Here is a 13,647-nt window from a genome sequence, read left to right as displayed (position 1 = left end):
CTATTCCCGAACGGCCACGCCCAGCACCGAGACGCAGTCGCCCGCCTTGACCAGGCCCGGGAAGTGACGCGCGGCGAGCAGTCCCGACATCCTGGCCCTGATCTCCTGCGGCGCCTGCCCGGTTCGGCCGACCGAATGGATGCGCGCGACAACCTGGCCGCCCTTCACGGGTTCGCCGAGATCGACCATCGTCTCGATCATGCCGTCATCCTCGGCGAAGGCGAAGCAATCACCGGAAGGCATGTCCAGCCACTGAGTTCTGTCCTTCTCGACCGCACCATCTACGATACCCGCATGGCGCAGCACGTTGAGGATGCCGCGCCTGGCAATCCGCACCGTCTCGGCGCGCGAGGTTCCGCCGCCGCCGAGCTCGGTGGTGACGAAGACCTTGCCCATCTCCTCGGCGGCCGTGTCATACATGCCGACCGCGTCGATCTCGGTCATGCGCATGGAGAACGGCGCCGAGAAAGCCTCGACCGCGGCGAAAGCCTTTTTCTCCTGCGCCTTGTCCGGCAGCGTGTGCGCCGCGCAGAACGGCACGAAGTCCAGCGTTTTGCCGCCCGAGTGGAAGTCGAAGACGATGTCCGCGCGGGGCAGCAGCTCGCGCTGGAAATAGTCGGCGATCTTCTCCGTCACCGTGCCGTCCGGTCGCCCGGGGAAAGAGCGGTTCATGTTGCCCTTGTCGATCGGCGAGGTACGCGTGCCGGCCCGGAAGGCCGGATAGTTCATCGCCGGCACGATGATGACCGTGCCGGAGACATTTTTCGGATCGAGCGTGCGGGCGAGGTCGTAAAGCGCCAGTGGCCCCTCATACTCGTCGCCGTGATTGCCGCCGGTGAGCAGCGCCGTCGAGCCCTTGCCGTTGCGCACGACACAGACCGGGATCATTACCGATCCCCAGGCGGAATCGTCGCGGCTGTAGGGCAGGCGCAGGAAGCCGTGCTGGACGCCGTCGCGCTCGAAGTCGACGGTCGGCGCGATCGGCGACGGACGCAAAGCGGACATCGGCTCAGTCCTTCACGAACAGCTTGCGCGGCACATTGGCCAGGCATTCGACGCCGGTATCGGTAATGAGAATGGACTCGGTGATCTCCAGCCCCATCGTCTCCAGCCACAGTCCAGTCATGAAATGGAAGGTCATGCCGGGCTTGAGCTCGGTGCGGTCGCCGGGGCGCAGGCTCATGGTGCGCTCGCCCCAGTCCGGCGGATAGGAAAGACCGATCGAGTAGCCGGTGCGGTTGTCCTTGACGATGCCGTATTTCTTGAGCACCGCAAAGAAGGCATTGGCGATGTCCTCGCAGGCATTGCCCGGCTTGGCCGCGGCCAGACCTGCTTCCATGCCCTCAAGTGTGGCCTTCTCGGCATCGAGGAACGCCTGCGTCGGCTTACCGAGGAAGACAGTGCGCGACAGCGGGCAGTGGTAGCGATTGTAGCAGCCGGCGATCTCGAAGAACGTGCCTTCGTTCACCTTCATCGGCTTGTCGTCCCAGGTGAGATGCGGCGCCGAGGCGTCCGCGCCCGATGGCAAGAGCGGCACGATCGCCGGATAGTCGCCGCCGATGCCGGCGACGCCGCGCGTGCCGGCATCGTAGATCTCGGCGACCAGGTCGCATTTGCGCATGCCGACCTCTACTTTGTCGACGATGCGCTGGTGCATCGCCTCGACGATGCGGGCGGCGTTGCGCATGTATTCGATCTCGGTCGGGCTTTTCACCGCGCGCTGCCAGTTGACCAGCGCGGTGGCGTCGGCGAAGCGGGCATTGGGCAGGTGCTTCTGCAGCGACGCGAAAGCCGCAGCCGAAAACCAGTAATTGTCCATCTCGACGCCGATGCTGAGCTTGTCCCAGCCGCGCTCGGCCAGCACGCTGGCGAGGTAATCCATCGGGTGCCGCTCGGTCGACTGCACATAGTGGTCGGCGTAGCCGATGATGTTGTCATGCGCGAGATAGGCGGTGCGCTTGGCGCCGTTGGCGTCCTGGCCGCGGCCGTACCAGACCGGCTCGCCGGAAGGCGGCACGATGACGGCCTGATGCACATAGAATGACCAGCCGTCATAGCCTGTCAGCCAGGCCATGTTGGAAGGATCGCTGACGATCAGCAGATCGACGCCCTTAGCCTCCATGGCTTTTCGCGTCTTGGCGAGGCGATCGGCAAATTCGCTCCGCGAGAATTTCAGGTTTGGCTGCATTTTGTTGTCCTCGTTTGTTGGGCCTGGCGGCCAGCATCAACTTTCGAAATTGAGCCCGGCATTGGCGGTGCGCGCCCGGTCGCGAGCCAAAGTGGCGATTGCGGTGTCCTGCACGCCGGTGCCGGTGAGGTCGGCGATGGTGATGTCGCTGGCCGAGCGCCGTCCGGGCTTGCTGCCGGCGATGATCTGGCCGAGTTCCGTGACCTCGGCGTCGGCGGCGAAGACCGCCGCTTCGATGGCGTGATGGAGCTCGCCCAGGCGCCGCGTCTGCTTGGCGCTGTCGGCGACATAGAGATCGGCCATGCGCAGGATCGCCGGCGCGATCTCGTTCTTGTGCTCGGCATCCGAGCCCATGGCGGTGATGTGCTGGCCGGCGGTGACGAAACCGGCCTTGACCAGCGGTTCGGTCGACGGCGTAGTGGTGACGATGATGTCGGCGCCCGCTGCCGCGTTCGCCGCATCCGGCTCGGCCCGCACGAGGATACCGAGCTTCTCGCGCAGGCGCGCGGCGGTGGCTTCAGCCTTGGCAGCGTCGCGCGCCCAGATGCGCGCTTCCTCGATCGGCCTGACGAGACGCAGCGCTTCCAACTGCAGGCCGGCCTGCAGGCCGGCGCCGAAGATCGCGGCCACGCTGGAGTCTTGGCGCGACAAATGCCTGGCCGCGACCGCGCCGGCGGCGGCCGTGCGGATATCGGTGAGATAGCCATTGTCGAGCAACAGCGCTTCGACCACACCGGTCTTGGCCGAAAGCAACACCATCATGCCGCCGCCGCTCGGCAGCCCGAGCGTCGGGTTGTCGAAGAAACCGGAGCTTATCTTGACGGCGAAACCGTCTATGCCGGGCACATAGGCGGACTTCACGTCGACCTCGCCGCGATGCTCGGGAATGTCGAGCCGGAGGATCGGTGGCATCGCCACCGGCAACGTGGCCAAGGCGCGAAAAGCGTTCTCGACGCAGGCGACGGCGTCCAGATCGAGTGTCACGATCTTGCGAAGCTCCGCCTCGGTGAGGATGGTTATGCGGTTCATGCTGCGCGCTCCGCGATTGTCTCGCCGCAGACGATGCGGCGGTGCAGGCCCATGTCGATGTTCTTGCCGGAGAGGATGAGAACCGTCGGGCCGCTCACTTTGACCTTGCCGGCAAGCAGCGCGCCGATGCCGACGGCCCCGGCGCCTTCGACAATCTCACGCTCCTCTTCATACGCATGGCGGATGCCGGCCGCGATCTCCTCCTCGGAAAGCAGGACGACGTCGTCCAGCAAGTCGCGGCACATGGCGAAGGTCAGCCGGTTGTCGAGCCCGATGCCGCCCCCGAGCGAATCCGCCAGTGTCGGCAATTCCTCGACCTGCACCGGCCGGCCGACGTCGAGGCTGGCCTTCATCGCAGCACCGCGCGCCATCGAGATGCCGACGACTTTGGTGCGCGGGCTCACGCCTTTGACGGCCGCCGCAACACCGGCCGCCAGCCCGCCGCCGGAGAGCGGCACCAGCACGCTTGCCGCGTCGGGAACCTGCTCCATGATTTCCAGCCCGAGCGTGCCTTGCCCGGCGACGATATCGGGATGATCGAAGGGCGGCAGCATGACCAGCCCTTCATCCGCCACCAGCCTGTCGACTTCCTGCTGCGCGTCGTCCTGGCTGTTGCCGATGATGCGGATATCCGCGCCCAGGCGACGGATGGCGTCGAGCTTGTTTTCCGGCACCAGCCTCGACATGCAGATCACCGCGCGGATGCCTTCGAGCTTCGCCGCATGCGCCAGAGCGCGGCCGTGATTGCCGGTCGAGGCGGCGACGACGCCGCGCGATTTTTCTTCCGCGCTCAACGCTGCGATCGCATTGGAAGCGCCGCGCAGCTTGAACGCGCCGGTGGTCTGGTGATGCTCCAGCTTGAGATGAACAGGACGGCCCGCGCGGTCCGAGAGGCTTTGCGACAGCACCGTGGGTGTCCGCTCAATCTTGCCGGCAATGCGTTCGCGCGCCGCGCGAATATGCTGAAGCTCAACAATCATTTCGATCACAGGCACTCGTTCACTTGGCCAGCGGCTTCGTCCACAGCCGGCCGAACTCGGGTCGGGGCACCTCGTCGCCGCACAGCCGCAGGCAGTTCCAGGCGCTGGCCTGGTTGCTGGTGACGACCGGACGTCCGATCGCCTCTTCCATAGCTGGAACCGCGAGCGCGGCGCGCAGCGCGGTGCATGAGACGAACAGCGCATCGGCCTGCGGATGCGTGACCTTGCGCGCCAGCTCGACCAGGAACGCCGGCGTGATGCGCGCCATCTCGCGGTCGTCCTCGAAACCGAGGCAGGAGAAGCTCTGGATGTCGAAGCCATGCGCCGCGAAATAAGCGGCCATCGGCCGGCTGGTCTCGACGGTGTAGGGGGTCAGGATGCTGATGCGCTTCACCCCGAAAGCGTTCAGGCCGCGCACGCCGGCCATCGGCGGCGTGACGGCGGGCACGCCGGGCTTGGCTGCATGGATCGCCTGCTCGATCTCGGCGTCGCCGATCACCACCGAGGCTGACGTGCAGGAATAACACACGGCATCGAGCGGCTCGTCCGGCAGGATGAGCGCCGCGCCCGCCGAAAGCGACGGCTGCATCTTGCGCAGATTTTCCGGCGTCGTCGGATTGGCGTAGGGGATGCGCGCGACATAGATGCCGATCCGCTCGCTCGCCACCATGCGGCGGAAGTCCACCTCGCTGGTGTGGTCGGTGGCTAAAGCAATCAGGCCGACGCGCTTTTCCAGCGGACGCGTATCCAGCGTAGGACGCGCCGTTTCGAGACGGATCTCGGGCAGTGCTTTCATGACTTTCATCTTTCGATCCTGCCGTAGCGATGCTCCAGCCAGCGCAACAGCACGACGGAGCAGAGGCTGATGACGAGGAAGAAGGCGCCGACCAGCGTCATCGGCTCGATGTAGCGGTAATAGGTGTTGGCGACGCTCTTGGCCTGGTTCATCAGCTCCAGCACGGTAATCGCCGACAGTAGCGGCGTCTCCTTGAACATGGCGATGAAATAATTGGCCAAGGCCGGGATCATCGGCGGGATCGCCTGCGGCAGGATGATGTGCGTCCAGGTATGGCGGCCGCCCAGATTGCAGGCCTTGGCAGCTTCCCACTGGCCGCGCGGCACATTGTCGATGCCGGCGCGGTAAACCTCGGCCGTGTAGGTGCCGTAATGCAGGCCGAGCCCGATGACGCCCGCCACCAGCGGCGGCAGCAGGATGCCGATATCGGGCAGCACGTAGAAGATGAAATAGAGCTGCACCAGGAGCGGCGTGCCGCGGATGAACTCGGCGAACCAGCCGACGCTGCGCGCAACGATCCGGTTCTCCGAGCGGCGCGCCAGCGCGATCCCAAGCCCAACGATCGCCGCCAGGACCGAGCCGAGCACCGTCGCCAGGATGGTGATCTTCACCCCCTGGATCAGGGTCGGCATAATCTCCCGGACGAAGTTCCAATCCCAGTCCATTATTTGACCCATTCCATCAGACACGCACTCCGTCGAGGCCGCGCGCCATGCGGCGCTCCAGCGTGCGAATGCCCCAGGAGATGATCAGCGCCAGCGCGAAATAGATGACCAGCACGGAAAGGAAGGGCATCAGCGTGCTGCCGGTCTGCGAGCGCACCACCTGCGCCTGGAAGGTCAGGTCGGCGAGCGAGATAAGCGAGACGACCGAGGTCGCCTTGAGCAACTCGATCGCGTTGTTGCCGAAGGTCGGCAGCATGACCAGCAGCGCCTGCGGCAGGATCACATGGCGCATGCCTTGCCAGCGGCCGAGATTGAGCGCCGTGCAGGCTTCGTATTGCTCGCGGCCGACCGACAGGATGGCACCGCGCACGACTTCCGCCGCATAGGCGCCGACATTCAAGCCCAGCGCCAGCACGCCGGCCTGCAGCGGCGTCAGCGACAGGCCGGCGAAGGGCAGCACGAAATAGGCCCAGAACAGCTGCACGAAGATCGAGGTGCCGCGGAAGAATTCGATGTAGGTCGTCGCCAGCGCGCGGATGATGAAGAAGCGCGACACGCGCCCCATGCCGGCAAGGAAGGCCATGATCAGCGCAAGCACCGACCCCATCAGCGTCAGCTCGATGGTGACAAGCGCTCCCTGCAATATCAGGCCGAGATAGCCGGACCACTGGGTCATTAGGTTCCAACGTTTTGCGGTTAGCTTCCTTCTCCCCGTTTACGGGGAGAAGATGCCGGTAGGCAGATGAGGGGCAGCGCTAACCTTGAAATGCTGGCGCCGCCCCTCATCCGTCACTTCGTGACACCTTCTCCCCGTTGAACGGGGAGAAGGTAAGGCCGTGTCCTACTTCGCTGCGCAGAGCTTCTCGCGCGTCGTCGACATCGCCGCCTTGGCGGAGAAGCCGTAGGGCTCGATGATCTTGGCGAACTCGCCGGACTTCTTCATCTTGGCGAGCTCGACGTCATAGGCGTCGCGCAGCGCCTCGTCGCCTTTCTTGAAGGCCGCGCCATCGCAATAGACCGGCGCGCCCTGCACCGGCGCGATCACTTCGAGGTTCGGATCGTTGGCCTTCTTCATCAGGTCGTTGATCGACAGGACGGGGAGCGAATAAGCGTCGATACGGCCGTCCTGCACCATCTTCAGGCCGCTCTGGCCATCCGGCACGACGATGACGCGATCGCGCGGCACGCCGGCATTGAGCGCCAGCTTCTCCTCGGTGCCGCCGCCCGGCGCGCCGACCGTCGCGGAGCTGTCCTTGGCAATGTCCTCATAGCTCTTGAAGCCCTTCGGATTGCCCTTCTTCACCAGCATCGCTTCGGCATCGCAAAGCACCGGCTCGGAATAGGCGACCGCCGCGCAGCGCTCCGGCTTCATGAACAGGCCGGCGGTGACGACGTCGAAGCGGCCGGCCTGCAGGCCGGGGATCATCGCGCCATATTCGGAGATGGAAGCGACGATGTCGTTGACGCCGAGACGCTTGAAGATCTCGCGCGCCACGTCGGGTGCCGCGCCCGAAACCTTGCCGTCGGCCGCGACCGCCGTATAGGGCGGCTCGTTGGCGATGGCGACGCGGGCGAAGCCTTGCTGCTTGAGTTGCTCCAGCTTGGCGTCATCCGCCGACCGCGCGCCGGGGGCGAGCAGCATCGCGGTGATCGCGAGGCCGGCGACGCCAGCCAGAATGCCAAGTTTCTTCATCGTTCCCAACTCCTTGTTTGTCTTCTTGGTTTGCCTTAGGTTCGGGACGGCCTTTTGCCGCCCGTGGACGGCTTGCGCCGCCCGTCTGCATTGCGGTCAGACGCGATGTCCGGCCGCGATGATCTTCTTCAGGAAGCTCTGTGTTCTTTCCTGTTTGGGATGACGGAAAATCTCATCGGGCTTGCCTTCCTCGACGATCCTGCCGCGGTCGAAGAACAGCACGCGGTCGGCGAAGTCGTGGGCGAAGCCCATCTCATGAGTGACCAGAAGCATCGTCATGTCGGTCTCGGCGGCGAGCTTGCGCATAACGTTGAGCACTTCCTCGACGAGCTCCGGATCGAGCGCCGAGGTGACCTCGTCGAACAGCATGATCTTGGGCGACAGCGCCAGCGCCCTTGCGATTGCCACGCGCTGCTTCTGGCCGCCGGAGAGCTGCGCCGGCATCGCCTTCGCCTTGTCCGCAAGCCCGACCATGTCGAGCAGTTCCATCGCCCGCTTCTCGGCGGCGACGCGCGCGACGCCCTTGGTAAGCATCGGCGCCAGGGTCACATTGTCCATGACGCATTTGTGCGGGAAGAGATTGAACAGCTGGAAGACCATGCCGATCTTCTGGCGCATCCTGGCCAGGTGCCGCTCGTCGGCCGGCAGCAGCTGGCCATTGCGCTCCATGTGGTAGAGCTGTTCGCCGTCGACCTGGATATGGCCGCCGTCGATCTTCTCCAGCGTCATCAGGATGCGCAGGATCGTCGTCTTGCCTGAGCCGGACGGACCGATCAGCGCCAGCTTCTCGCCGGGCATGACCTGCATCGACAGGCCGTCCAGCACCTTGAAGGCGCCGAAGCTCTTCGAAATCGCATCAACCTTGATGATGGGCGCGGGCAATCCATGTCCCCGTTCTGGAGAAGCCTATGCCCTTAACGATGCGAAACGTGCCAAATCATGTCAATTGGGAAAATAATATCATGACAATATTTCCGGCACGCCGCAATTTCAGGGCAATCTGAGCTTCCTTTGTGCATCAGATGGCGAGCAGGAGATGCTCCGGATCGCCGAGCAGCAGTTTGGCGACAACGCTCAAGCCCGCCCGCAGTTCCCCCTCGGTGGTCGATCCGAGCGAGATACGCACGGCCGGGCGCCAGGGCGAGCCGGCAATGCGGAACGAGGTGCCTGGCGCGATCGCCACCCCACGCAGGCGCGCCTGCGCGACAAAGCTCTCCTCGGCCCGGTCGCCCGGCAGCTCGAGCCACAGATGCAGCCCGTCGCGATGACAGCGATAGTCGACACCCGTGAGCACTTCCGCGGCGATCTCCTGCCGGCGTCTCAGCGCGCCGCGCTGCCAGTTGACCAGCTCCATCGCTGTCCCGTCATTCACCCAGCGGGTGGCGATTTCCGCCACCATCGGCGTCGCCATCCAGTTCGAGACGAGGTGACGATTGGCGACGGCGGCCACATAACGGTCCGGGACTGCGAGATAGCCGATGCGCAGGCCTGGCACGACGATTTTGGTGAAGGAGGTGACGTAGAGCGTTCGCTCCGGCGCGAAGGCGGCGACGGCCGGAGGCCGGCCTTCGACCAGCGGCCCGAGCACGTCGTTCTCGATGATGGCAATATCGTGCTTGCGGGCGACCGCCGCGATCTGCTCGCGCCTTGCGGCGTCCATCAACGTCGCCGTCGGGTTGATCACCGAGGGCTGGACGAAGACGGCGCGGATGTCCGAGAGACGGCAGGCCTCATCGAGCGCTTCGGGGATGAGTCCGTTGTCGTCGATCGGCAGGCCCTCGAGGTTGAAGCCGAGATAGCGGGCAAGCGGGATCAGCGTGTGGTGGCCGATCGCCTCGGTAGCGACCGTCGAGCCCGGCGGCGCGACGCTCATCAGCGCCACCGTCATGCCGGCGGTGGCGCCGTTGGTCAGGCTGATATTCTGGGGCGACGCCTCCAGCCCGCAAAGCTTCAGCCATTCGACCGCGACTGCGCGGTGGCGCGGGAAAACCATGTTCGGCCGGAACGACAGCGCCGAGCTCGGCGGCAGGTTCTCGGCCAGCCACCCCAGCGCCTGTTTCAATTTCTCCAGATGCATCGGCTCGCAGACCGGCTTCAGGATCGAGAGGTCGATGACCTCGCCCAGCCGCTCCGGGATGTAGGGCGGTTCGGGCTCGCGACGCTGCGTTTGCACGAAACTGCCGCGGCCGACCTCGCCGGAGATCAGCCCGCGGCGGATCAATTCCTCATAGGCGCGGCTGACGGTCTGCACCGAAAGCTTCAGGTCGTCCGCCAGCCGTCGATGCGTCGGCAGCCGCGTGCCGTTGGCCAGTCGCCCGTCATGGATGGCGCGCGCAAACTGGTCGGCCAGCGAGAGATAGGCCGGCCGGCGGATGAGAGCAGGATCTGGCTGCCATAATGTCATGACTTATTAGAGATCGAAATCAGTGCAATTGACAATCGAAATAATGCACCGTCATGGTGTCCGCAACGAAAGGCGGATCCCGCATGGCGGCAGCGAAACTCGACCCGATCGACCTCAGGATTCTCGATGCCATCCAGCGCGACGGGCGCATCACCAAGCTGGCGCTGGCCGGGAAGGTCGGCCTGTCGCCGACGCCGTGCTGGATGCGGCTGCGCAAGCTGGAGAAAGCCGGCATCGTCTCCGGCTATCATGCCTCGGTGGCCATACGCGTTATCGCGCCGGTGGCGACGGTGCTGATGGAGGTGACCCTGGCCAACCACCGCCAGGCTGACTTCGACCGTTTCGAGCGGGTGGTGCGCGATGTTCCGGAGATCGTCGCCTGCTGGTCGATGGGCGGCGGCGTCGACTACGTGCTGAAGGTGATGGCGCGCGACATCGACGCCTATCAGCGGCTGGTCGACGGCTTGCTTGAGCGCGAGATCGGCATCGACCGCTACTTCACCTACATAGTCACCAAGACGGTCAAGGACGAGACCGTCCTGCCGGTGGCCGATCTGCTGCCGGAATAAGGGTGATGTCTCGGCGAAGGCCCCCTCATCCGGCCGCTTCGCGGCCACCTTCTCCCCGAGGGGAGAAGAGATTTGGCGCCGGCGCTCGCTTCCTCCTCTCCCCTCGGGAGAGGTCGGATTGCCCCGAATTGCTCTTCGCAATTCGGTTGGCAATCCGGGTGAGGGGGAACTTTGCCTCAGCCGTCGAGCTAGAGAGATCGTCTGCTTCCGCCGGCCAATAGAGACAATCTCTCTCTGTCAGCTTGCCGAAACAGCCCCTTTGTCTCGATAGCACGACTAGTCTCTCCATATCGCCTCGGCACCGGGAGACTTGACTGATGTCCGCGCATTTTGCTCGTACCAACCACCATGACGCGCTCGACCGCCTCGCCGATCGCCGGCTGCTGCGCGCGCTCGCCTATGTCGATGGCCACTGGACGGCGAGCGAAGCGGCGGCAAGTTTTGAAGTCACCGATCCTGCGACCGGAGCCACCGTCGCCTTTGTTGCCGCGCTCGATGCCGCCCAAACGACGAAGGCGATCGACGCAGCATCCCGTGCGTTTCCTGCGTGGCGTGCACTCCTGCCGCAGGAGCGCTCGAAAATCCTGCGAAAATGGTTCGATCTGATCGTCGCCGCCAAGGACGATCTGGCGCTGCTGATGACGCTCGAGCAGGGCAAGCCATTGAAGGAATCGCTTGGCGAGATCGACTACGCCGCGTCCTTTGTCGAGTGGTATGCCGAGGAAGCAAAACGCCTCAACGCCGAAAGCGTCACCAGCCATCTGCCGAATGCCGAGATGTCGGTGCGCCGAGAACCGCTCGGCGTGGTCGGCGTCGTGACGCCGTGGAATTTTCCGTCGGCCATGCTCACCCGCAAGGCGGCCGCGGCGCTCGCTGCCGGCTGCACGGTGGTGGCGCATCCGTCCTCGGAGACCCCGTTGTCGGCCCTGGCGCTGGCTGAGCTCGGCGAGCGCGCCGGGCTGCCGGCAGGCGTCTTCAACGTCATCACGGGTGATGCGCGCACCATCGTTGGCGCGATGTGCGCCGATGCGCGGGTCCGCGCCATGAGCTTCACCGGTTCGACCGAAGTCGGCCGGCTGATCGCCGCGCAGAGCGCGCCGACGATGAAGCGGCTAGTCATGGAGCTCGGCGGCCATGCGCCGTTGATCGTCTTCGACGACGCCGACATCGACAGGGCCGTCACGATCGCGCTCGATGCCAAATTCGCCACTTCCGGCCAGGATTGCCTCGCCGCCAACCGCATCTATGTGCAGCGGCCGATCTATGATCGCTTCTGCGCCGCTTTCGCGCGCCGTATCGAGCAACTCCGCATCGGCAATGGTCTATCGACAGACGCCGATATCGGACCGCTGATGCATGAGCGTGCGGTCAAGAAGATCGAGGAGCAAGTCGCCGATGCACTCACCCACGGCGCGCGCTGCCTGACCGGGGGCAAGCGTCACGCGGCCGGCCCGCTGTTCTATCAGCCGACGCTGCTCGCCGATGTGCCGGACGAAGCGCTGATCATGCACGAAGAAACCTTCGGCCCTGTGGCGGCTGTGACGCCGTTCGACGACGAGGCGGAAGTCGTCGCCCGGGCCAATGCCACGGAATACGGCTTGGTCGCCTATGTCGTCACCGAAAACGGCGCGCGCCAGGCGCGCATGGGCCGCGCCCTGGAATACGGCATGGTCGCGATCAACCGGGTCAAGATCACCGGCGCGCCGATCCCCTTCGGCGGCGTCAAGCAATCCGGCATCGGCCGCGAGGGCTCGCGCCACGGCCTCGAAGCCTTCACCGATTTGAAATACCTTTGCCTGGATGTCGCCTGAGCGAGCGCCGGCAGGATCCGAACAAGGAGAAAAAAGATGCTCGAACAATCCAACGAACTCTCGGCTTGGGATCGCGACCACTTCTTCCATCCCTCGACGCATATGGGCACGCATGCGCGTGGTGAATCGCCGGCCCGCATCATGGCCGGCGGCGAAGGCGTCACTGTCTGGGACAACAGTGGCAAGAAGAGCATCGATGCCTTCGCCGGCCTCTATTGCGTCAATGTCGGCTATGGCCGTCAGAAGATCGCCGATGCCATCGCCGAGCAGGCCAGGAACCTCGCCTATTACCATGCCTATGTGGGGCATGGCACAGAGGCCTCGATCACTTTGGCCAAGATGATCATCGACCGCGCGCCGAAAGGCATGAGCCGAGTCTATTTCGGCCTCTCGGGTTCCGATGCCAACGAGACCAACATCAAGCTGATCTGGTACTACAACAACGTCCTCGGGCGGCCGGAGAAGAAGAAGATCATCTCGCGCTGGCGCGGCTATCACGGCTCGGGCGTGATGACCGGGTCGCTGACCGGGCTCGAGCTGTTCCACAACGCCTTCGACCTGCCGCGCGCGCCGATCCTGCATACCGAGGCGCCCTATTATTTCCGCCATGCCGACCGCTCGATAAGCGAGGAGCAGTTCTCGCAATATTGCGCCGACAAGCTGGAAGAGATGATCCTGGCCGAAGGTCCCGACACAGTCGCGGCCTTCATCGGCGAGCCGATCCTCGGCACCGGCGGCATCGTTCCGCCGCCGGCCGGATATTGGGCAAAGATCCAGGCCGTGCTCAACAAATACGACGTGTTGCTCGTCGCCGACGAAGTGGTGACCGGCTTCGGCCGTCTCGGCACGATGTTCGGCTCCGACCATTACGGCATCAAGCCGGACCTGATCACCATCGCCAAGGGCCTGACCTCGGCCTATGCGCCGCTTTCCGGCGTTATCGTTTCCGACAAGGTCTGGCAGGTGCTGGTCAAGGGTTCCGACAAGCTCGGCTCGCTCGGCCATGGCTGGACCTATTCGGCGCACCCGATCTGCGTTGCCGCGGGTGTGGCCAATCTCGAGCTGATCGACGAGATGGATCTGGTGCGGAACGCCGGCGAGACCGGAGCTTACTTCCGAGCCGAGCTTGCCAAGGCCGTTGGTGGCCATAAGCACATCGGCGAGGTGCGTGGCGACGGCATGCTGGCCGCGATCGAGTTCGTGAAAGATCGCGACGATCGCGTCTTCTTCGATCCGGCGCTTAAAGTGGGGCCGCAGATCGCTACCGCGCTTGCCGCCAGCGGCGTCATCGGCCGCGCCATGCCGCAGGGCGACATCCTTGGTTTCGCGCCGCCGCTCTGCCTGACGCGCGAGGAAGCCGACATCATCGTCGCAAAGACCGCCGACGCCGTGAACAGCGTGCTCTCAGCTCTCTGATTTTTGGTCGTTGGCGCTGCCCCTCATCCGCCTGCCGGCATCTTCTCCCCGTAAAGGACGGGGAGAAGGGACAAGCTCCGGCGTCGGCGAACCCCT

At 64.8% G+C, this 13,647-nt stretch carries 13 protein-coding genes; 3 read left to right on the top strand and 10 right to left on the bottom strand.

Going from position 1 to position 13,647, the window contains the following annotated elements:
- From doeB to LB565_RS03095, 10 genes are all read right to left on the bottom strand, one after another.
- Nucleotides 1-1,005 carry a N(2)-acetyl-L-2,4-diaminobutanoate deacetylase DoeB gene (gene doeB, locus LB565_RS03140; RefSeq protein ID WP_224581711.1) on the bottom strand — a complete coding sequence of 335 codons (1,005 nt, stop codon included), beginning with the start codon at nucleotides 1,003-1,005 and terminating at the stop codon, nucleotides 1-3.
- A 4-nt stretch (nucleotides 1,006-1,009) separates the two neighbouring features.
- Entirely contained in the window at nucleotides 1,010-2,188 is a 1,179-nt protein-coding gene (gene doeA / locus LB565_RS03135; protein WP_224581710.1) for an ectoine hydrolase DoeA, read from the bottom strand.
- Between the two features lie 36 nt (nucleotides 2,189-2,224).
- Nucleotides 2,225-3,217 carry a cyclodeaminase gene (locus tag LB565_RS03130; protein ID WP_224581709.1) on the bottom strand — a complete coding sequence of 331 codons (993 nt, stop codon included), beginning with the start codon at nucleotides 3,215-3,217 and terminating at the stop codon, nucleotides 2,225-2,227.
- Nucleotides 3,214-4,197, bottom strand: a complete 984-nt coding sequence (gene eutB / locus LB565_RS03125) for a hydroxyectoine utilization dehydratase EutB (protein WP_224581933.1) — start codon at nucleotides 4,195-4,197, stop codon at nucleotides 3,214-3,216. Before eutB ends, LB565_RS03130 begins: the two co-directional genes overlap by 4 nt.
- A gap of 19 nt (nucleotides 4,198-4,216) precedes the next feature.
- Nucleotides 4,217-4,993, bottom strand: a complete 777-nt coding sequence (gene eutA, locus LB565_RS03120) for an ectoine utilization protein EutA (RefSeq protein WP_224581932.1) — start codon at nucleotides 4,991-4,993, stop codon at nucleotides 4,217-4,219.
- 5 nt (nucleotides 4,994-4,998) lie between these two features.
- Complete coding sequence (gene ehuD / locus LB565_RS03115; RefSeq protein WP_224581708.1) at nucleotides 4,999-5,658, bottom strand: ectoine/hydroxyectoine ABC transporter permease subunit EhuD; 660 nt, start codon at nucleotides 5,656-5,658, stop codon at nucleotides 4,999-5,001.
- Nucleotides 5,659-5,674: 16 nt separating this feature from the next.
- Nucleotides 5,675-6,334, bottom strand: a complete 660-nt coding sequence (gene ehuC, locus LB565_RS03110; protein ID WP_095765846.1) for an ectoine/hydroxyectoine ABC transporter permease subunit EhuC — start codon at nucleotides 6,332-6,334, stop codon at nucleotides 5,675-5,677.
- Between the two features lie 165 nt (nucleotides 6,335-6,499).
- Entirely contained in the window at nucleotides 6,500-7,300 is an 801-nt protein-coding gene (ehuB, locus tag LB565_RS03105; RefSeq protein ID WP_246679127.1) for an ectoine/hydroxyectoine ABC transporter substrate-binding protein EhuB, read from the bottom strand.
- Between the two features lie 147 nt (nucleotides 7,301-7,447).
- The gene (gene ehuA, locus LB565_RS03100; RefSeq protein ID WP_263488332.1) at nucleotides 7,448-8,233 is read right to left on the bottom strand and encodes an ectoine/hydroxyectoine ABC transporter ATP-binding protein EhuA; all 786 of its coding nucleotides are present in this window, start codon (nucleotides 8,231-8,233) and stop codon (nucleotides 7,448-7,450) included.
- A 136-nt stretch (nucleotides 8,234-8,369) separates the two neighbouring features.
- Nucleotides 8,370-9,755: a PLP-dependent aminotransferase family protein gene (locus LB565_RS03095; protein WP_224581707.1), complete on the bottom strand. Its 1,386-nt coding sequence runs from the start codon at nucleotides 9,753-9,755 to the stop codon at nucleotides 8,370-8,372.
- 83 nt (nucleotides 9,756-9,838) lie between these two features.
- Between LB565_RS03095 and LB565_RS03090 the strand changes: the two genes are divergently transcribed.
- From LB565_RS03090 to LB565_RS03080, 3 genes are all read left to right on the top strand, one after another.
- Nucleotides 9,839-10,324, top strand: a complete 486-nt coding sequence (locus LB565_RS03090) for an Lrp/AsnC family transcriptional regulator (protein ID WP_224581706.1) — start codon at nucleotides 9,839-9,841, stop codon at nucleotides 10,322-10,324.
- 317 nt (nucleotides 10,325-10,641) lie between these two features.
- Nucleotides 10,642-12,135, top strand: coding sequence for an NAD-dependent succinate-semialdehyde dehydrogenase (locus LB565_RS03085; RefSeq protein ID WP_224581705.1), 1,494 nt, complete (start codon nucleotides 10,642-10,644; stop codon nucleotides 12,133-12,135).
- 36 nt (nucleotides 12,136-12,171) lie between these two features.
- On the top strand, nucleotides 12,172-13,551 hold the full coding sequence (locus LB565_RS03080; protein WP_224581704.1) for an aspartate aminotransferase family protein: 1,380 nt from the start codon (nucleotides 12,172-12,174) through the stop codon (nucleotides 13,549-13,551).
- Nucleotides 13,552-13,647 lie beyond the last annotated feature (96 nt).

The organism is Mesorhizobium sp. CA14, from assembly GCF_020165195.1.
Lineage (GTDB): Bacteria > Pseudomonadota > Alphaproteobacteria > Rhizobiales > Rhizobiaceae > Mesorhizobium.
This window is presented reverse-complemented; position numbering and strand designations above follow the sequence as displayed.